Origin of the sequence: Pseudomonas fluorescens (assembly GCF_002837185.1) — a bacterium.
Classification (GTDB): Bacteria; Pseudomonadota; Gammaproteobacteria; order Pseudomonadales; family Pseudomonadaceae; genus Aquipseudomonas; species Aquipseudomonas fluorescens_AM.
Genome location: NZ_KZ478008.1, coordinates 66,024 through 83,733, shown reverse-complemented (window position 1 = coordinate 83,733; position 17,710 = coordinate 66,024). Strand labels below are relative to the sequence as shown.

18 protein-coding genes are annotated in these 17,710 nt (G+C 61.2%); 8 read left to right on the top strand and 10 right to left on the bottom strand.

The window, feature by feature from the left end; translation table 11 throughout:
- Positions 1 to 322: 322 nt before the first annotated feature.
- Entirely contained in the window at positions 323 to 2,449 is a 2,127-nt protein-coding gene (locus tag CIB54_RS19985; protein WP_101220750.1) for a TonB-dependent receptor, read from the bottom strand.
- Between the two features lie 93 nt (positions 2,450 to 2,542).
- Positions 2,543 to 2,932, bottom strand: a complete 390-nt coding sequence (locus tag CIB54_RS19980; RefSeq protein ID WP_065952405.1) for a DUF2946 domain-containing protein — start codon at positions 2,930 to 2,932, stop codon at positions 2,543 to 2,545.
- Between the two features lie 93 nt (positions 2,933 to 3,025).
- On the opposite strand from CIB54_RS19980, the gene CIB54_RS19975 reads away from it, so the two are divergent.
- From CIB54_RS19975 to CIB54_RS19960, 4 genes are all read left to right on the top strand, one after another.
- The gene (locus tag CIB54_RS19975; RefSeq protein ID WP_101220749.1) at positions 3,026 to 3,463 is read left to right on the top strand and encodes a DUF3995 domain-containing protein; all 438 of its coding nucleotides are present in this window, start codon (positions 3,026 to 3,028) and stop codon (positions 3,461 to 3,463) included.
- Between the two features lie 82 nt (positions 3,464 to 3,545).
- On the top strand, positions 3,546 to 3,875 hold the full coding sequence (locus CIB54_RS19970; RefSeq protein ID WP_065952407.1) for a hypothetical protein: 330 nt from the start codon (positions 3,546 to 3,548) through the stop codon (positions 3,873 to 3,875).
- A 96-nt stretch (positions 3,876 to 3,971) separates the two neighbouring features.
- A complete protein-coding gene (locus CIB54_RS19965; RefSeq protein WP_101220748.1) occupies positions 3,972 to 4,418 on the top strand; it encodes a GNAT family N-acetyltransferase in 447 nt (148 codons plus the stop codon).
- A gap of 4 nt (positions 4,419 to 4,422) precedes the next feature.
- Entirely contained in the window at positions 4,423 to 4,683 is a 261-nt protein-coding gene (locus CIB54_RS19960) for a hypothetical protein (RefSeq protein ID WP_101220747.1), read from the top strand.
- 312 nt (positions 4,684 to 4,995) lie between these two features.
- Here the strand turns inward: CIB54_RS19960 and CIB54_RS19955 are convergent, their stop codons facing one another.
- A complete protein-coding gene (locus tag CIB54_RS19955; protein ID WP_065952410.1) occupies positions 4,996 to 5,358 on the bottom strand; it encodes an NUDIX hydrolase in 363 nt (120 codons plus the stop codon).
- A gap of 125 nt (positions 5,359 to 5,483) precedes the next feature.
- Between CIB54_RS19955 and CIB54_RS19950 the strand changes: the two genes are divergently transcribed.
- Entirely contained in the window at positions 5,484 to 6,461 is a 978-nt protein-coding gene (locus tag CIB54_RS19950; protein WP_065952411.1) for a Gfo/Idh/MocA family protein, read from the top strand.
- Between the two features lie 45 nt (positions 6,462 to 6,506).
- Complete coding sequence (locus CIB54_RS19945; RefSeq protein WP_065952412.1) at positions 6,507 to 7,136, top strand: ribonuclease T2 family protein; 630 nt, start codon at positions 6,507 to 6,509, stop codon at positions 7,134 to 7,136.
- Positions 7,137 to 7,172: 36 nt separating this feature from the next.
- On the opposite strand, the gene CIB54_RS19940 is transcribed toward CIB54_RS19945, so the two are convergent.
- Positions 7,173 to 7,610: an RrF2 family transcriptional regulator gene (locus CIB54_RS19940; protein ID WP_101220746.1), complete on the bottom strand. Its 438-nt coding sequence runs from the start codon at positions 7,608 to 7,610 to the stop codon at positions 7,173 to 7,175.
- 144 nt (positions 7,611 to 7,754) lie between these two features.
- Between CIB54_RS19940 and CIB54_RS19935 the strand changes: the two genes are divergently transcribed.
- Both CIB54_RS19935 and CIB54_RS19930 read left to right on the top strand, forming a co-directional pair.
- Positions 7,755 to 8,642, top strand: a complete 888-nt coding sequence (locus tag CIB54_RS19935) for an NAD(P)/FAD-dependent oxidoreductase (protein WP_101220745.1) — start codon at positions 7,755 to 7,757, stop codon at positions 8,640 to 8,642.
- Between the two features lie 104 nt (positions 8,643 to 8,746).
- Positions 8,747 to 9,334, top strand: a complete 588-nt coding sequence (locus tag CIB54_RS19930; RefSeq protein ID WP_101220744.1) for a LysE family translocator — start codon at positions 8,747 to 8,749, stop codon at positions 9,332 to 9,334.
- Here CIB54_RS19930 and CIB54_RS19925 read toward each other — a convergent pair.
- From CIB54_RS19925 to CIB54_RS19900, 6 genes are read right to left on the bottom strand one after another with little or no spacing between them, the layout of a single operon-like run.
- Positions 9,276 to 10,169, bottom strand: a complete 894-nt coding sequence (locus tag CIB54_RS19925) for an AraC family transcriptional regulator (RefSeq protein ID WP_101220743.1) — start codon at positions 10,167 to 10,169, stop codon at positions 9,276 to 9,278. The two genes, CIB54_RS19930 and CIB54_RS19925, sit on opposite strands and share 59 nt — an antisense overlap.
- Before the next feature lie 18 nt (positions 10,170 to 10,187).
- Entirely contained in the window at positions 10,188 to 11,789 is a 1,602-nt protein-coding gene (locus CIB54_RS19920; RefSeq protein WP_101220742.1) for an ABC transporter ATP-binding protein, read from the bottom strand.
- 1 nt (position 11,790) lies between these two features.
- Positions 11,791 to 12,810, bottom strand: coding sequence for an ABC transporter permease (locus CIB54_RS19915; RefSeq protein ID WP_017738565.1), 1,020 nt, complete (start codon positions 12,808 to 12,810; stop codon positions 11,791 to 11,793).
- Position 12,811: 1 nt separating this feature from the next.
- Positions 12,812 to 13,888: a microcin C ABC transporter permease YejB gene (locus tag CIB54_RS19910; RefSeq protein WP_065952418.1), complete on the bottom strand. Its 1,077-nt coding sequence runs from the start codon at positions 13,886 to 13,888 to the stop codon at positions 12,812 to 12,814.
- Positions 13,889 to 15,727, bottom strand: coding sequence for an extracellular solute-binding protein (locus tag CIB54_RS19905; RefSeq protein WP_101220741.1), 1,839 nt, complete (start codon positions 15,725 to 15,727; stop codon positions 13,889 to 13,891).
- The gene (locus tag CIB54_RS19900; RefSeq protein ID WP_101220740.1) at positions 15,724 to 17,553 is read right to left on the bottom strand and encodes an extracellular solute-binding protein; all 1,830 of its coding nucleotides are present in this window, start codon (positions 17,551 to 17,553) and stop codon (positions 15,724 to 15,726) included. The genes CIB54_RS19905 and CIB54_RS19900 overlap by 4 nt, the downstream gene beginning before the upstream one ends.
- Between the last annotated feature and the right edge of the window lie 157 nt (positions 17,554 to 17,710).

The following is a 17,710-nucleotide window of genomic DNA, read 5'->3' as shown; positions in this document are numbered from 1 at the left end:
GCTCGGTGTGCCCGAACACAGGCTTGAATCCGTGGGCCGCCGCAATGGGCCATCCCTGGCCCAGTGCGGCTAACCCGGCGTCCTGCCGGGTTACCCACGAATTCAAGCCTGCGTTCGGCCAGCGTGGTTTAACGGGGCGCTTGAGATCAAGATCAAAAGCCAGATCAAGAGCGACTCGCTTCGCATTGTGGTTACCGTTGGCTGCACGGTCTCAAAAGTTGTGTAGGTACCTATGCCCCGATAGCAGTCAGCCACATACCGATGTGCAAGCTGACACACTGCAATCGGGGTCAAGCCCCTCCCACATTTTTGCCTTTGAGCTTCAGAATGCGGTTTGTACGGCCACCTCGAACGTTCGCGGTGAGCCGAGGTAATACGCCGGTGATACGTGGGCGAATTCGGCATACACCTCATTGGTGAGGTTGCGCACCCGGCCGGTTATCGAGGTATGTGTGTCCACTTTATAGCGCAGAAAACTGCCAAACAGCGTGTAGGCCGGCACCGTCTGGGTGTTGGCATTGTCGGCATACACCTGGGCGACATAGCGCGCGTCCACACCGCCTTGCCAGTCCTCGGAAAAGTCATAGGTCAGCCATAGATTGCCCACGCGCCTGGGCACGTTGGTCGGCGTATTGCCTTTACGCGACACCACCGCGCCGCTGGCGGTTTTCTCGTTGAAATCATCGTATTGCGCGTCCACCCAGGCTAAGTTGCCTTCAGCCAGCAGGCTGGGCGTTATGCGCAGCGAACTGGCCAGCTCGATGCCCCTGGATGATTGCGCACCCACGGGAATGCTGCGGGTGGGGTCCAGCGGGTCGGTTACCGCAAAGTCTTTGCGCTCGATCCTGTAGGCGACAAGCGTGGCGGCGCCGCGGCCCTCGAGGTAGTCGAACTTGCTGCCTATTTCCCATTGCTTGCCGGTGGAGACGTCGAACACCTGAGTCGTGGTGCTCGGCTGTTCGGCGGCGGTGCTGTATTGCACGTAGATGTTGGCGGAGGGCATGAACTGATAGGTCAAACCCACGCGCCCGGTCACCGGTTCCCAACTGCGCTTCAGGTGCCTTGGGTTGGCGGCGGTGACCGTCCTATGGTTGGTCACGTCCAGGTCGATGGCGTCATAGCGCAGGCCAGTGAGCAGCGACAACGTGTCGGTCAAGCCCAGGCGGTTTTCCACGAACAGCGCTTTTGTGGTCACGGCACTGGTCTTGTCTTTGACGAAACCAGGCCGGGTGCCCGGTATGTCGTAGAAGTGGCCGGGCTGATAGCCGTGCGGGTCGACTGTGCTGTTGCCCGGCACGTTCAAGGGGCTGTTGGTGGTGCTGTTGACCTTGTATTCCAAGCCTGCGGACCACGTGGTGGCCAGGCCGAAGACAGCGTCCTCATGGCGCAGCTCGAACTGGTTGCCGCTCTGCTGACCCTGATGCCGTACCTGATAGGCGGTGGAGCGGTTCACCGCGCTGTTGTCGGCGTTGTACTGGTAGGTCTCCAGGTTGCGGTAATCGCGCTGGCTGTCGAGGTGGTAGAGGGTGTTTTTCAGGGTGGTGCTGTCGCTCATCCGGTAGTCAATGATCGAGCGTGCCCAGCGTGTGCGCTGCTCATAGCGACCGTCCGCGACGTTGTAGTTGTTGAAGCGGTTGTGCCTGTCGATCTTCAGTTCGCCGGCCTTGGGGTTGAGCACGGGAGTGCCCCAGTAGGGGCTGTCTTCGTGCTCGTCCTGATATTCCAGGGCCAGGGTATGAGACAGGTCCGGAGTCAGGTCGCTGAGCAGGGAAAACGCCACGCTCCAGGCCTCGCGCTGGTCGCGGTCGATATAGCTGTGCTGGGTGTTGCGGCTCACATCCAGGCGTGCGTAATGCTGCACGTCGGCGCTCGGCTCGGTGAGCGCCTGGTTGAGGCCCAACGCCAGGCCGGCGGTGTCATGGCTGCCATACGTCAACTGCCCTTGGACGGCGTGTTCCTCACGGCTGGCCAGTTTAGTCACGTAGTTCAACGAACCGCCTACGGAGCCTGCGCCATTGATCAGGGAGGAGGGGCCGCCGACCAGTTCGACACGGTCGTAGATCCACGCATCCACCGGCCGCGCCAGGCCGGTGGCGACGTTGATACCGTTGAACATCTGGGTGATCTGGCTGCTGGTGAATCCGCGGTATGAGACGAATCCCCCAAAGCCCGGTGGCGCGCTGGCGTTGACGCCGGGCAAGGTATTGGCCGCATCGCGAAAAGTCTTGGCGCCATGGCGTTCGATGTCGTGGCGCGTGGCGACGGCCACCGACGCCGGGGTTTGGCGCATGCTCAACCCCAGCCGCGACGCCATGCCGCTGGATTGATCCAGTGTCAGGCCGGAGTCACGGGTTTGTTCGCCTTCGATGGTGGTCGGGGCCAGCTCAAGGGCTGGGGCGTAAACAGGCAGGCAGCCGCACAGGCCCGCCAGCAAGGGTAAATGTTTCATGGTTGAATCCTGAAAACTTGGCGTGAAAACAACGCACGACCGCGCGTATTTCCGGATGGAAACAGGGGGCTGTGCAGAGGGACAGCGCAGGGATCAGGCAGCGGCGGGCGGCGCGCGCGGGTTGGCCGTGGGCCAGGTGAAGCGGGCAGGAATGTCAGCGGCGAGGACAATCGCCGCAGGCGGGGCGTGTGGCTGCGGCAACACCGCCACATTCAGGTGACTGCTGAGCGCGGGGCCCATGCCGCCGGTGGAACACAGTGGGCAACCGAACGCCTTGGCCAGTGTCGGCAGGTTGTCGCCGGTAGAGTCTGATTGCACGGGCGCCTGGGTGCGCGGGTCGACCGTACAGAACTGACCGCTGATGCCGTTGAGCTGCATCCCGACCATCTGCCCGTGCCCGATGCTGCAGGCGAACACATTGAACAGGACGCAGCAATACAGCATCCAGGCAATGAGCGAGCGGTCGGTACGAGCAAGTTTCATGGGGCGGCACTTTAACATCAGCTGCCGACGAAATACCTGCAAAAAATATCCGGGCGTCTATGCTCATTCCCACCATTTCTGGGAGCGCCCGCCATGAGCTTCGTCATTGCGCGCTGGATCGTCGGGATTTTCACCTGCATCAGCATGGTGCATTTGTACTGGGCCGTCGGCGGCAAACTCGGCAGCCTGGCCGCCATACCGCAATTGCCGGGCGAATTCGCCAGCGGGCCAAGGCCGGCTTTCAAGCCCTCGGCGCTGGGTACGTTCCTGGTGGCGATGGGACTGGTGGCGATCGCGCTGCTGGTCTGCCTGCGCGCCGGACTGTATTTTTCGCCAGTGTCCCATGGGGCGCTGCAATGGGGGATCAGCGCCGTTGCCGTGGTGATGTTTGCCAGGGCGATCGGCGATTCGGAGCTGGTGGGTTTTTTCAAGAAGGTGGTGGGCTCAAGGTTCGCCAGGTTGGATACCTACTTTTATTCGCCGCTGTGCCTGGCGTTGGGCGCCGGCTTACTGGTAGTGGCATGGGCATGAGATAAGGCAATCTGATGGCCCCTTTGTAACAAAATCCTCGCCAGAATCGCTTTTATTTTCAGGTGGTTAGGTGAGGAAGCCAATGCGCACTGTGGGAATCATGCTGGTTGCTTGTTCACTGGCCGGCGGCGCGGCAGCCGTGCAGGCCCGGGAGCTGCGCGAGGGCGACAAATATATGTGCAGCTGGGGCGCCGGCACGGCCGCCAGGGCCCAGGAACTCAAGCTTTCGGGGGTGTCGCTGTACGCCGCGCGGCAGAAGATCCAGACCCTCAAGTTCAACAAATCGTGGATGCGCATGATGGCCATGGGCATCACCGAGCAGACCTATGACAGCCACTCCCGGCTCAAGCCCGAGGCGATTCGCCAGAGTTTCTATCAGGATTGCCTGCGCTATAAAGTGGCGCGCAAATAAGCGCCTGTCGCAGATTCCTGCGGGGCGGTTTACAAATCCACGACAAATGCCGTGTAAGTATTTGCATACAATCGCGTCCTTGATCGGGAGGCGTGTATGCACGTGCTTATTCGAGCGGCGACCGTCGACGACGTCGACACGCTCATTACAATCCGTACCTCTGTGGTGCAAAACCACCTGAGTGTCGAGCAGATGGCTGACCTGGGGATCACGCCGCAGGTGCTCACCGACACCCTGCGCACAGCCCCGTGCGCATGGGTCGCGGAAGTGGACGGCCAGGCGGCGGCCTTTTCCATGGTCGATCTGGAAGCTGGCGAGGTGTTCGCGATGTTCGTGCTTCCCACCCACGAGAACCTCGGACTGGGCCGGCAGTTGATGGCGGTAGCCGAGACCGCATTGTTCGAACATCACGACCGCGTGTACCTGGTCACCGATGGCCGCGATGAGATCCGCGCCAACGGGTTCTATCAGCGCCTGGGCTGGCTGAAGGCTGGCGGCGCAGACGGTGACGACGTTCGCTACGAAAAGCACAGGGCGCGCTGATCCTATGCGCGCCCCGGACCCCGAGCCATCCAACAGCTTGCGCAACTTCGTGGTAGGCGTGCTGGGGGTTGCGGCGTTGCTGGGTTTCTATTTCGTACACCTCAACGCCGAGGCAGACCGCCAGCGTGAAGAAGCCGCCGGGCAGTTGGCATTGTGCCTTCATCTGAAGCGGGTCGCCGGTGCGGCCGCCCCAGGCCCTGTCGAACTTGGCGAGGCGTGCAGGCAATTGAACCTGGAGTTTTTGAAAAGTGTGAAAGTGGAATAATGAATAACCTTTATTTATAAGTGGATTAAGTTCGCTGCCGGATCTCAAACTTGCACCAAAAAGTGGCGTAAATAGCCCTCTTACCTTAAAAAACATGTGGTTATTGAACGACTTACGACTGTTTGATCCGACGAAAGGAATAAAATAATCTTGTGAGCCGATTTTGCAGTCGCTACTATAGCCGTGCGTTCACCTCCCACGGTTTATGCATTTTTAAATCCCAAGTTTCCATCAGCTACTTGGGATTTTTTTTGCCTTGAGTTTGATCCCGGTACCGCAGTGTCGGCGCAGCTCGCCCGGCAGACCGCCGCCTCAGAGGCGGCGCAGAAAGGACTTGACGATATGCCGTGTGGCGTCGGTGGTGTCCAATTCGTCGAGGGTTCCGTAGGCGTACCACTGGCATTCGACGATCTCGTTGCACGGCCGTGCCTCGTCGATATTCACGACCGAGGCTTCAAACACATGGTGCAGAGTGTCGCGGGCCTTCAGCTCCTGCAAGTACAGCAGGCCGTCCACGTTCAACCCCGTCTCTTCTTCCAGCTCGCGTTCCGCCGCGCCCACCGGGCGTTCGCCACGCTCTACCTTGCCGCCCGGCAATGCCCACTTCGATCTAGCCTTGCGCACGAAAAGGATGTGCCCTTCGTGTTCGCAGATGACGGTGGCCCGTATTTTCATCGTCTATACCTTTTACGGGATGTTTGTCATAAAAGTGTAATGCAATTGTCATGCTAACGGGTTATGGCGCGCGAGGCCGTGTATGTGGATACTGCCCGATTGACGTCAATGAACGAGGAGAGCAGATGAGCACCGTACGTTGGGGCATGATCGGCTGTGGCAGTGTGACCGAATTGAAGAGTGGACCCGCTTTCTACAAAGCGCCAGGTTCGGCACTGGTAGCCGTGATGGGACGCCGTGAGGAAGCCGTGCGCGATTATGCGACACGTCATGGCATTGCCCGCTTTTACACAGATGCCCAGGCCCTGATTGACGATCCCGAAGTGGACGCGGTGTACATCGCCACGCCACCCGACAGCCACCTCGAATACAGCTTGATGGTGGCTGCGGCAGGCAAGCATTGCTGCGTCGAAAAGCCCATGTCGTTGAACGCCGAACAGAGTGCGCTGATGCAGCGCACCTTCGAGCGCGCCGGGCTGCATCTGTTCGTCTCCTACTATCGACGCTCACTGCCGCGCTTCCAGCAAGTGCGCACCTGGTTGCAGGACGGTCGTATCGGCGAGTTGCGCCACCTGACCTGGACCCTGTGCAAGCCTGCGGCGCCGACAGACACCAACCCGGCCAACTGGCGCACGGATCCAGCGATTGCCGGCGGTGGTTATTTTGCCGACCTGGCCAGCCACGGCTTTGACCTGTTCCAGTACCTGGCGGGCGACATCGTCGAGGTCTGCGGCTTTACCGCGCGGCAGGCCGGGCGCTATGCGGCGGAGGACGCGGTGACGGCCTGCTGGACCTTCGCCAGTGGCGCGTTGGGCATGGGCTGCTGGAACTTTGTCGCAGACCGTCGCGAAGACCGGGTCGAGCTGATCGGCAGCCGTGGGCGCATCACCTTTGCGGTATTCGAAGACCAGCCGTTGCGCCTCGAAGGGGAGACCGACGCGGTGCTGGAGGTGCCTTGCCATGCGCACATCCAATGGCACCACGTCCTGGCGATGAATGCCCATATCCGCGGCGATGCCAAGCACCCTTCGCTGGCGATCGAGGCGTTGAAGACCGATCGAATCCTGGACAAGGTGCTACAACGTTATTCCCACCATCCTTGATCGTCGCGATAGCGTGGTGCTTCACTTTTATTGAAGGATATCGCGATGAAATACTGGATGGTGTTGTGGCTGCTGATCGTCACCGGCGCGACGGCGGCGCCGCGCAGCCAAGGGCAGGCAGGCGACTTTGATTTCTATGTGCTGTCGTTGTCATGGTCGCCGACGTTTTGCCTGACGCACCCGGACAATGAACAGTGTTCGGGCAAGGGCTACGGGTTTGTCCTGCATGGACTGTGGCCGCAGTATGCGCGCGGGGGGTGGCCTGCATCCTGCGCACCTCACTCGCAATTGACCGCTGAGGAAATGGACAAGGGGGCGACGCTGTTTCCCACCCGCGCCCTGCTCAAGCATGAATGGGCCAAGCACGGCACCTGCAGCGGGCTGGTGCCGCTTCAATACCTGGAGAAATCCGACACGGCACTGGCGGCGGTTGTGATTCCGCAACAAATGCAGCCGTTCAATACGCCGCCGTCATTATCAGCCAACGAGATCGAGGCGCTGTTTCGCGAAAGCAACCCACGCATGGGCAGCCACGGCATGGCCGTCATCTGCAAAGGCAAAGTGCTGTCTGAGGTGCGGGTATGCCTGACCAAGGACCTGGCCTTTGCCGGCTGCCCGCGCAGCGTGAAAAGCCAGTGCCGGGGTGGCGATATTCGCATCCCCACCCAGCGCTGAGCAGGTGTTAACCCAGATCAAGAATAACGGCGTTTTTCAAGGCTGCATCGCTACCCGATAGCGCTCATCGAAATCGTCTGCCAACTGTGCAAGGGTCACATCGCCCAGGCGCTTCAAAAGCAGGGCCTGGGCCTGTGCGAATGCGTCCGTCAATGCCGCGTTGACGGCCTGTTCGACCAGGCATTGCGGGTGGTCGGTGGACAGGCCGATGGCAAAGATCGACGGCGTCCCCAGGGCGTTGTGAATCTCCAGCAAGGTGATTTCACTCAAGGGCTTGCCCAGGGTCCAGCCGCCCTGATGGCCCTTTTCCGAGCATACGTAACCCTTGTCCTTGAGCAGGCCGAGCGTGCGCCGCACCACCACAGGGTTAGTGCCAAGCATCTGGGCAATGGTCTGCGACGTGGCTCGTTGTTCATGGCGTCCCATGTGGATCAATACGTGCAGCATGCGCGAAAGCCGGGTGTCGTTTCTCATCCAGTCATCCCTAATCGATTCTGCGTGAAGTATCGTCCGTAACCTGAAAAGTTGCGAGACGCTTGACGCGCTAATTTCATGTAACTTATGGTGTGCCATGAAAGCGCGGAGACAACCTGCCGCGCGAAATGCGAGGGTAGCTTCATGGTGCATGACGTGATTATCGTGGGCGGCAGCTATGCTGGCCTGTCTGCGGGCCTGCAACTGGCGCGGGCGCGACGCACAGTGCTGGTGATCGATGCGGGGCAGCGGCGCAATCGGTTTGCGGCGACGTCCCATGGCTTTCTCGGCCAGGACGGGCAGGCGCCGGAGGCCATCGCCGCCGAGGGTCGCAGCCAGTTGATGGAATACCCGAGCGTGACCTGGGTGCAGGACTTTGTCAGGGTGGCCAATGCACAGCCCCACGGATTCAGTGTGCATACTGAATGCAGCGGTGAGTTCAAGGCCAAACGTTTGATCCTGGCCACCGGCGTGGTGGACGAGTTACCCGCCATTGAAGGCTTGGCAGAGCGCTGGGGCACGCGCGTGTTTCACTGCCCTTATTGCCATGGCTACGAGCTGGACCAAGGCCGAATAGGCGTATTGGCCACGTCTGCCCTGGCGATGCATCACGCGCTGATGTTGCCGGATTGGGGCGCTACCACCTTGTTCACCGACGGTGTATTCACCCCGGATGCCGAGCAACAGGCGCAGCTGCAGCGGCGTGGGGTGAGCGTGGAAAGTGGCCGCGTACGCCGCATCCAGGGTGAGCGCGCCGACCTGCAATTGCACGACGGCCGGGTATTCGCCCTCGACGGGATCTTCACGATGTCGCGCACCCGCATCAGCGCCTTGGCGCAGCAACTGGGATGTGAGCTGGCCGAGGGTCCCACCGGGCCTTACCTGCACACCAACGAAACCCGCCAGACCTCCGTGGCCGGTGTGTTCGCCTGTGGCGATACCTCCCTGGCCGCCGGCTCCGTGGCCCTGGCCGTCGCCGAGGGCGTGCGCGCCGGCGTGGGGGCGCATTTTTCGTTGATCAGTCAAGGCTGATTCGGCGCGGTGCTACGAGGCAAAAGGTGATTTTGTTCAATACGCTGCACGTCTGTCCCTCTATGGTGATCCCGACTTCGTTTGGCATCACATAAGGAACTGCAATGAGCTTGACTCTTTCCATGGCCGCCTTCGCCCTGGCCACGTCCATCACGCCGGGACCGGTCAATGTGGTCGCCTTGAGTGCCGGTGCGCGTTTCGGTTTTGCCGCCAGTCAGAAGCATGTGCTTGGCGCGGCTGTCGGCTTCACGCTGCTGCTGGTATTGATCGGCCTGGGGTTGCACGAAGTACTGCTGCGCTGGCCGATCCTGACCCAACTGATCCAGTGGGGCGGGGTCGCATTCTTGCTGTACATGGCCTGGAAGCTCGCGATCGATGACGGGCAGTTGCACGCCGATGGCACCGCCACGGCGCCGTCGATGTTGTACGGCGCGATCATGCAGTGGCTCAACCCCAAAGCGTGGCTGGCCTGTGTGGCGGGGATGGGGCTGTTCGCGGCGGACGGCGAGGCGAGGCAGGTCTGGCTGTTCGCCAGCCTCTACCTGGTGATCTGCTACCTGTCGGTGGCGTGTTGGGCCTACGCCGGAACGTTTTTACGGCGCTACCTGCACCATCCCAAGGGTGTGAGAGTCTTCAACCGCTCCATGGCCGCGTTGCTGGTGGCCAGTGTGGGTTATTTGCTGATGGCTTGAGCGTTTCGCGGTATTGCCCCGGCGTGGCGGCAAAATGCTGTTTGAACGCACGCTGGAAATGCGCCTGGTCGGCAAACCCGGCGGCCAGGGCCACATCGGCGATCAGCTCGCCATTGCGCAGCTGAGTGCGGGCAAACTGAATGCGTCGGTTGACCAGAAACGCGTGGGGCGTCAGCCCGTAATACTGTTTGAAGGCGCGGATCAGGTAGGACGGCGACAGCTCGGCCGCGAGGCAAATGTCCTCCAGCTTCAAGGCCTCGGTACAGTGTTCACGGATGTAGTCGGCGGCCCGCTCCAGCTTGTGATTGACCTCCCGCACGGGCGTGAGGGAAGGGTTCAGGCGCTGCTGCACTTCACTGAAGTAACCCACCAGCGCGCTCTGTTTGTGCAGCAGTTCGGCCCGCTCATCCACCAACAGTCGGTACAGCGCCAGCAAGCCGTTGTACAGCGACGTGTCGCGCGTATGGGGCGTGTTGAACGGACGGTAACCCTGGTCGGTGCTGAAACCCAGCTGATGCTGCAGGTCGGTCAGCCAGGGCGTGTCGAGATAGAGCATATGGTAGGACCAATGCTCGTTTTCGATGGGATTGCACGCATGCACGTCGCCGGGGTTCATCAACACCACGGTGCCGGTGCTGATCAGGAAGGTTTGTTCGCCATAGTGGTAATAGCTGCGCCCGCGGGTGATTGCGCCAATGGAAAAATGTTCATGGGCGTGGCGGGTGTAGGTGACCTTGCGTCCATCGGCAATGGTGCGCGCCTCGATGAACGGCAGCCGCTCGTCGCGCCAGAAACGCGGCGAGTGCGCAGGGTGAGCGGGGCTGTTCAACGACATGGCAATAGCTCCTGCCTGTTACGCGGGCACCAGAAAGGCCGCTTCCAGCAATTGCCGGGTATAGGGATGTTGCGGGTTGGCGAAAATCGTCCCGGCATCCCCTTGCTCCACGACCTGGCCCTGCTTGACCACCATCAACTGATGACTCAGCGCCTTGACCACCGCCAGGTCATGACTGATGAACAGGTAGGTCAGGTTGTACTTGGCCTGCAAACCGCGCAGCAGTTCCACCACCTGGCGTTGCACGGTACGGTCCAGCGCCGAGGTCGGTTCATCCAGCAGGATCAGGCGCGGTTTGAGCACCAGGGCGCGGGCGATGGCGATGCGCTGGCGCTGGCCACCGGAAAACTCATGGGGGTAGCGATGCCGCGATTGCGGGTCCAGGCCGACCTCCTTGAGCGCGGCGATGATCGCGGCTTCCTGCTCGGCCGGCGTGCCCATCTTGTGAATGCGCAGCCCCTCGCCGACGATCTCGCTGACGCACATCCGCGGGCTCAGGCTGCCGAAAGGGTCTTGGAACACCACTTGCATTTCCCGGCGCAACGGGCGTACCTGTTGCTGGGTGAGGCGATCAAGCTGCTGGCCTTCGAAGCGAATCCCGCCCTGGCTGCCAATCAAGCGCAGGATCGCCAGGCCCAGGGTGGATTTGCCCGAGCCGCTTTCGCCGACGATGCCCAGGGTCTGACCCTGGGGCAGGCTGAAGTTGATGCCGTCCACGGCCTTGACGTAATCGACGGTGTTGCGCAAAAACCCTTTCTTGATCGGGAACCAGACTTTCAGGTCCTCCACTTCCAGCAGCGCTGGCCCGACGGCATTGCCGGCCGGCCCGCCGCTGGGTTCGGCCGCCAGCAATTCCTGGGTGTAAGGGTGTTGCGGCGCCTGGAACAGTGTCTCGCAGTCGGCCTGTTCGACGATGCAGCCCTGTTGCATCACGCACACACGGTGAGCGATGCGGCGGACCAGGTTCAGGTCGTGGCTGATCAGCAACAATGCCATGCCCAGGCGCGCCTGCAGCTCCTTGAGCAGTTCCAGGATCTTCAATTGCACCGTCACGTCGAGGGCGGTGGTCGGCTCATCGGCAATCAGCAGTTCCGGCTCGTTGGCCAGGGCCATGGCGATCATCACGCGCTGGCGCTGGCCTCCGGAGAGTTCGTGGGGCAGCGCCTTGAGGCGTTTGTGCGGCTCGGGGATGCCCACCAGTTCCAGCAGTTCCAGGGTGCGCTGGGTGGCGACCTTGCCAGTGAGGCCCTTGTGCAGGCCGAGCACTTCGTTGATCTGTTTTTCGATGCAGTGCAGCGGGTTCAGCGAGGTCATCGGTTCCTGGAAGATCATCGCGATGCGGTTGCCGCGAATATGCCGCAGGGGCTTTTCCTTGAGCGTCAGCAGGTCTTGCCCGGCGTAACTGATGGTGCCGGACGGGTGCCGCGCCAAAGGGTAGGGCAAGAGGCGCAGGATCGAATGCGCCGTCACCGATTTGCCGGAGCCGCTTTCGCCGACCAGGGCCAGGGTCTCGCCGCGCTTGATATCGAAGCTGACGTGATTGACCACGCGATGCTGATGCTCGCCCGTGACGAACTCGACACTGAGGTCGCGGATTTCGATCAGATTGTCCTGATTCATCTCATTTCCTCGGGTCGAAGGCGTCGCGAGCGGACTCGCCGATAAATACCAGCAGGCTCAACATGATCGCCAGCACGGCGAACGCGCTCATGCCCAGCCACGGCGCCTGCAGGTTGGATTTGCCCTGGGCCACCAGTTCGCCCAATGACGGCGAGCCGGCCGGCAGGCCGAAACCCAGGAAGTCCAGGGCGGTGAGGGTGCCGATGGCGCCGGTGAGGATGAACGGCATGAACGTCATGGTCGACACCATCGCATTGGGCAGGATATGGCGGAACATGATCGCGCCGTTCTGCATGCCCAGCGCACGGGCCGCGCGCACGTATTCGAGGTTGCGCCCGCGCAGGAACTCGGCACGCACCACGTCCACCAGGCTCATCCACGAGAACAGCAGCATGATGCCCAGCAGCCACCAGAAGTTGGGCTGCACGAAGCTGGCGAGAATGATCAGCAGGTACAGCACCGGCAACCCGGACCAGATTTCCAGGAACCGCTGCCCGGCCAGGTCCACCCAGCCGCCATAGAAACCCTGCAGGGCGCCGGCGATCACGCCGATGATCGAGCTGAGCACGGTCAGCGTCAGCGCGAACAGCACCGACACGCGAAACCCATAGATGACCCGCGCCAGCACATCGCGGCCCTGGTCATCGGTGCCCAGCAGGTTGACGCTCGACGGTGGCGCGGGGGCCGGTACTTTCAGGTCGTAGTTGATGCTCTGGTAGCTGAACGGGATCGGTGCCCACAGGGTCCAGGCATCCTTGGCCTTGAGCAGTTCCTGGATATACGGGCTCTTGTAGTTGGCTTCCAGGGGGAACTCGCCGCCGAAGGTGGTCTCCGGGTAGCGCTTGAGCGCCGGGAAATACCAGTCGCCGTCAAAGTGCACGGCCAGCGGCTTGTCGTTGGCGATCAATTCGGCGCCCAGGCTCAGCACAAACAGGATCAGGAACAGCCACAGCGACCACCAGCCACGCTTGTTCGCCTTGAACCGCTCGAACCGGCGGCGATTGAGGGGGGACAGGTTCATCTCAATGCTCCCGGCTGGCGAAGTCGATACGCGGATCGACCAGGGTGTAGGTGAGGTCACCGATCAGTTTCACGATCAGCCCCAGCAGGGTGAAGATAAACAGCGTACCGAACACCACCGGATAGTCGCGATTGATCGCCGCTTCAAAGCTCATCAGGCCGAGGCCGTCGAGTGAGAAGATCACTTCCACCAGCAGGGAACCGGTAAAGAAGATACCGATAAAGGCCGAGGGGAAACCGGCGATCACCAGCAGCATCGCGTTGCGAAACACATGGCCGTAGAGCACGCGGTGGTTGGTCAGGCCCTTGGCCCTGGCGGTGACCACGTACTGTTTGTTGATCTCGTCGAGAAAGCTGTTCTTGGTCAGCAGGGTCATGGTGGCGAAGTTGCCGATCACCAGGGCGGTCACGGGCAGGGCCAGGTGCCAGAAGTAATCGAGGACCTTGCCACCCCAGCTCAATTCGTCGAAGTTGTTCGACGTAAGCCCGCGCAAGGGGAACCAGTCCAGGTAACTGCCACCGGCAAACACCACGATCAGCAGGATGGCGAACAGGAACGCCGGGATCGCATAGCCGACGATGATTGCCGAGCTGGTCCACACATCGAAGTGGCTGCCGTGACGCGTGGCCTTGGCGATGCCCAGGGGAATCGACACCAGGTACATGATCAGGGTGCTCCACAACCCGAGGGAAATCGACACCGGCATCTTCTCCCTGATCAGGTCGATGACCTTGGCGTCACGGAAAAAGCTGTCGCCGAAATCCAGCCGGGCGTAGTTCTTGACCATGATCCACAAGCGTTCCGGCGCCGACTTGTCGAAGCCGTACATCTTCTCGATTTCCTTGATCAGCGCCGGGTCCAGGCCCTGGGCGCCACGGTAGCTGCTGGAGCCGGCCACCGAGACTTCGGCGCCGCCGCCGGCAATGCGGCTGGTGGCGCCGTCAAAGCCTTCGAGCTTGGCAATCATCTGTTCCACCGGGCCGCCCGGGGCGGCCTGGATGATGACGAAGTTGATCAGCAGGATCCCGAACAGCGTGGGGATGATCAGTAACAGGCGACGAACAATATAGGCCAGCATTCAATCGCCTCCGCTCGCCGCTTCGGCGCTTTGCGTGGTGTCCAGGGGAACCGCCGGTTTGACGTCGGGCTTGGCCCACCAGGTGGCGGTGCCGACGTCATAGCGCGGCGAGACTTTCGGGTGGCCGAGGTGGTCCCAGTACGCCACACGGAAGGTCTTGATGTGCCAGTTGGGAATCACGTAGTGGCCAAACTGCAGCACGCGGTCCAGTGCCCTGGCGTGGGCGATCAGGCTTTTGCGCGAGTCGGCGTCGATCAGTTGCTCGACCAACTGATCGACGGCGGGGTCCTTGAGCCCCATGTAGTTGCGGCTGCCCGGTTTGTCGGCGCTGGACGACTTCCAGAACTCACGCTGCTCATTACCCGGGGAAGTCGATTGCGGAAAGCTGCCCACCAGCATGTCGAAATCCCTTGAGCGCAGGCGGTTGACGAACTGCGACACGTCGACCCGGCGAATGACCAGGTCGATACCCAGGTCGGCCAAGTTGCGCTTGAACGGCAACAGGATGCGCTCGAACTCGGTCTGGGCCAGCAGGAATTCGATGGTCACCGGTTTACCGGTGGTGTCGACCATCTTGTCATCGACGATCTTCCAGCCGGCTTCCTGCAGCAACTGGTACGCCTGGCGCTGCTGCGCGCGGATCATGCCGCTGCCGTCGGTTCTGGACGGCTCGAAAGCCTGGGTGAAGACGTCGGCGGGGATCTTGTCGCGCAGCGGTTCAAGAATGGCCAGTTCATCCGGACCGGGCAAGCCGGTGGCGGCCATTTCCGAGTTCTCGAAGTAACTGCGGGTGCGGGTGTAGGCGCCGTTGAACAACTGTTTGTTGCTCCATTCGAAATCCAGCAACAGGCTGATGGCCTTGCGTACCCGTACGTCCTGAAACATCGGTTTGCGTGTGTTGAACACGAAACCCTGCATGCCGGTGGGGTTGCCGTTGGGGATTTCTTCTTTGATCAAACGGCCCTGGGCCACCGCTGGAATGTTGTAGGCGTTGGCCCAGTTTTTTGCGCTGAACTCCAGCCAATAGTCGAACTGCCCGGCTTTCAAGGCTTCCAGGGACACCGTACTGTCGCGGTAATAATCGGTGATGCGGTTATCGAAGTTATAGAAACCCTTGGCCACCGGCAGGTCCCTGGCCCAGTAGTCCTTGACCCGCTCGTAGCGAATCATGCGCCCGGCCTTGACCTCGGCCACCTTGTACGGGCCACTGCCCAGCGGTATTTCCAGATTGCCTTTGGAAAAGTCGCGGCTGGCCCACCAGTGCTTGGGCAGCACCGGCAATTGCCCGAGGATCAGTGGCAGCTCACGGTTGTTGGTGCGCTTGAATTTGAACAGCACCCGCAACGGGTCTTCGGCGACCACTTCATCCACGTCGGCGTAGTAGGTGCGGTAGAGCGGGGTGCCATCCTTGATCAGGGTCTGGAAGGTAAACACCACGTCTTCGGCGCGGATCGGGTGGCCATCGTGGAAGCGTGCCTCGGGGCGCAGGTAGAAGCGCACCCAACTGTTGTCCGGGGCCTTCTCGATCTTGCCGGCCACCAGTCCGTATTCGGTAATGGGCTCGTCCAGGCTCTGCATCGCCAGCGTGTCGTAGATCAGCGGCAGATTGTCCGCGGGCACGCCTTTGCTGATATAGGGGTTGAGACTGTCGAAGCCGCCCATGGCCGATTCGCGGAAGGTACCGCCTTTGGGGGCGTCGGGGTTCACGTAGTCGAAATGCTTGAAGTCGGCGGGGTATTTGGGGGGCTCGTTATAGAGCGTCAACGCATGTTGCGGGGCGGCCTGGGCCGCGCTGCACAGCAACAGGCTGGCGAATACAGTACTGCGCAAATACATCATTGGGCTTTCTCCGAAGCTTTCAGCCACCACGCGCTCAAGCCCAGGCTGTAGGGCGGCGTGGTGACAAAGGCGAACCGGTTGCGGTACGCCAGGCGATGATAGTTGAGGTACCAGTTGGGAATGCTGTAGTGCTGCCAGAGCAACACCCGGTCCAGAGCGCGACCGGCAGCCAGCTGCTCTTCGCGGGTCTTTGCCGCGAGCAGTTGTTCGAGCAGGTGATCGACCACGGGATTGGCGATGCCCGCGTAATTCTTGCTGCCCTTGATGGTGGCCTGGCTGGAATGAAAGTACTGCCATTGTTCCAGCCCCGGGCTGAGGGTCTGGTTGAGGGTGACCAGGATCATGTCGAAGTCGAACTGATCCAGGCGCTGCTTGTACTGTGCGCGGTCAACGGTGCGCAGGCGCGCGTCGATGCCGATACTGATCAGGTTCTCGACATAGGGTTGCAGGATGCGCTCCAGGTTCGGGTTGACCAGCAGGATTTCCAGGCGCAGCGGCTGCCCGTCCTTGTTCAGCAAGCGCTGGCCGGACAGTTTCCAGCCGGCCTCGCCAAGCAGGGCCAGGGCATGGCGCAAGGTTCCACGCGGGATGCCGCGACCGTCGGTCTGCGGCAGGCTGAAGGCTTGGGTAAACAGAGTGGCCGGCAGTTGTTCGCGGTAGGGCGAGAGCATCAGCCACTCGTGACCGACCGGGACGCCCGTGGCGGAGAACTCGCTGTTGGGGTAGTAGCTCAAGGCGCGTTTGTAGGCACTGCTGAACAGGGTGCGGTTGGTCCATTCGAAGTCGAACATCAACCCCAGGGCTTCGCGCACCCTGGTCTGGCTGAAAGCCGGTCGCCGGGTGTTGATGAACAGACCCTGGCTCTGGGTGGGAATCCGGTGGGCGATCTGCGCCTTGATGACCTCACCGCGGTTGACCGCCGGGAAGTTGTAGCCGGTGGCCCAGTTCTTGGCCTGGTGCTCGATATAAATATCGAATTCGCCCGCCTTGAAGGCTTCAAAGGCGACCTCGCTGTCGCGGTAGAACTCCACCTCGACCTTGTTGTAGTTATACAAACCCTGGTTGACCGGCAGGTCCTTGCCCCAGTAATCCTTGACCCGTTCGAACACCAGCTGGCGACCAGGGGCGACCTTGCTGAGGCGATACGGCCCGCTGCCCAGCGGCGGTTCGAAGGTGGTGGCCTTGAAGTCGCGATTTTTCCAGTAATGCTGGGGCAGCACGGGCAACTCGCCCAGGCGCAGGATCAGCAGCGGGTTGCCGGCGCGCTTGAAGACAAAGCGTATGCGATGGCGATTGAGCACATCGACCCGCGCCACTTCCTGCAGGTTGGTACGGTATTGCGGGTGGCCTTCGGTCAACAGGGTGCGATAGGAAAATGCCACGTCATCGGCGGTAATCGGCGTGCCGTCGTGGAAACGCGCCTCGTGGCGCAGATTGAATACCACCCAGCTGCGGTCCTCGCTGTACTCCACCGATCGGGCAATCAGGCCGTAGCTGGACGTAGGTTCATCGCCGGACGGGGCGTACTGGCCGGTGCCGACCATCAGCGGTTCGTTCAGCTCATTGACGCCGTACTGCAGGAAGTTTGCGGTGGAAACCGGGCTGGTGCCCTTGAAGGTATAGGGGTTGAGGGTGTCGAACGTGCCAAAGGCCATCACCCGCAGTGTTCCGCCTTTGGGCGCTGCAGGGTTTACCCAATCGTAATGGGTGAATTTGGCCGGGTACTTGAGCGTGCCGAACTGCGCGTAACCGTGGCTCTCGGTAATCGTCGCGTTCGCCGCAAAGCTCAAGGCCAGACTTATTAGTAGAAGGAGGGGACGCTTCAAGTCAGAGATCCGATCCGGGCGGCTTGGGCTTTATGATCGGTACAGTAACAGCTTGTTCCGGATGGAAAAAGGCTGCTGAAATCACTGAGTATCCAATGTGGGAGGGGGCTTGCCCCCGATAGCGGTGTGTCAGTCAATATACGGGCTGACTGACCCA

Excerpts from the sequence above, each read along its gene's own strand:
- CIB54_RS19920 (WP_101220742.1), bottom strand. The coding sequence starts at position 11,789 with ATGAATCAGGACAATCTGATCGAAATCCGCGACCTCAGTGTCGAGTTC.
- CIB54_RS19925 (WP_101220743.1), bottom strand. The coding sequence starts at position 10,169 with ATGTCGTTGAACAGCCCCGCTCACCCTGCGCACTCGCCGCGTTTCTGG.
- CIB54_RS19960 (WP_101220747.1), top strand. The coding sequence starts at position 4,423 with ATGCGCGCCCCGGACCCCGAGCCATCCAACAGCTTGCGCAACTTCGTG.
- CIB54_RS19930 (WP_101220744.1), top strand. The coding sequence starts at position 8,747 with ATGAGCTTGACTCTTTCCATGGCCGCCTTCGCCCTGGCCACGTCCATC.
- CIB54_RS19915 (WP_017738565.1), bottom strand. The coding sequence starts at position 12,810 with ATGAACCTGTCCCCCCTCAATCGCCGCCGGTTCGAGCGGTTCAAGGCG.
- CIB54_RS19910 (WP_065952418.1), bottom strand. The coding sequence starts at position 13,888 with ATGCTGGCCTATATTGTTCGTCGCCTGTTACTGATCATCCCCACGCTG.
- CIB54_RS19940 (WP_101220746.1), bottom strand. The coding sequence starts at position 7,610 with ATGAGAAACGACACCCGGCTTTCGCGCATGCTGCACGTATTGATCCAC.
- CIB54_RS19935 (WP_101220745.1), top strand. The coding sequence starts at position 7,755 with ATGGTGCATGACGTGATTATCGTGGGCGGCAGCTATGCTGGCCTGTCT.
- CIB54_RS19975 (WP_101220749.1), top strand. The coding sequence starts at position 3,026 with ATGAGCTTCGTCATTGCGCGCTGGATCGTCGGGATTTTCACCTGCATC.
- CIB54_RS19970 (WP_065952407.1), top strand. The coding sequence starts at position 3,546 with ATGCGCACTGTGGGAATCATGCTGGTTGCTTGTTCACTGGCCGGCGGC.
- CIB54_RS19950 (WP_065952411.1), top strand. The coding sequence starts at position 5,484 with ATGAGCACCGTACGTTGGGGCATGATCGGCTGTGGCAGTGTGACCGAA.
- CIB54_RS19955 (WP_065952410.1), bottom strand. The coding sequence starts at position 5,358 with ATGAAAATACGGGCCACCGTCATCTGCGAACACGAAGGGCACATCCTT.
- CIB54_RS19945 (WP_065952412.1), top strand. The coding sequence starts at position 6,507 with ATGAAATACTGGATGGTGTTGTGGCTGCTGATCGTCACCGGCGCGACG.
- CIB54_RS19965 (WP_101220748.1), top strand. The coding sequence starts at position 3,972 with ATGCACGTGCTTATTCGAGCGGCGACCGTCGACGACGTCGACACGCTC.
- CIB54_RS19905 (WP_101220741.1), bottom strand. The coding sequence starts at position 15,727 with ATGATGTATTTGCGCAGTACTGTATTCGCCAGCCTGTTGCTGTGCAGC.
- CIB54_RS19980 (WP_065952405.1), bottom strand. The coding sequence starts at position 2,932 with ATGAAACTTGCTCGTACCGACCGCTCGCTCATTGCCTGGATGCTGTAT.
- CIB54_RS19985 (WP_101220750.1), bottom strand. The coding sequence starts at position 2,449 with ATGAAACATTTACCCTTGCTGGCGGGCCTGTGCGGCTGCCTGCCTGTT.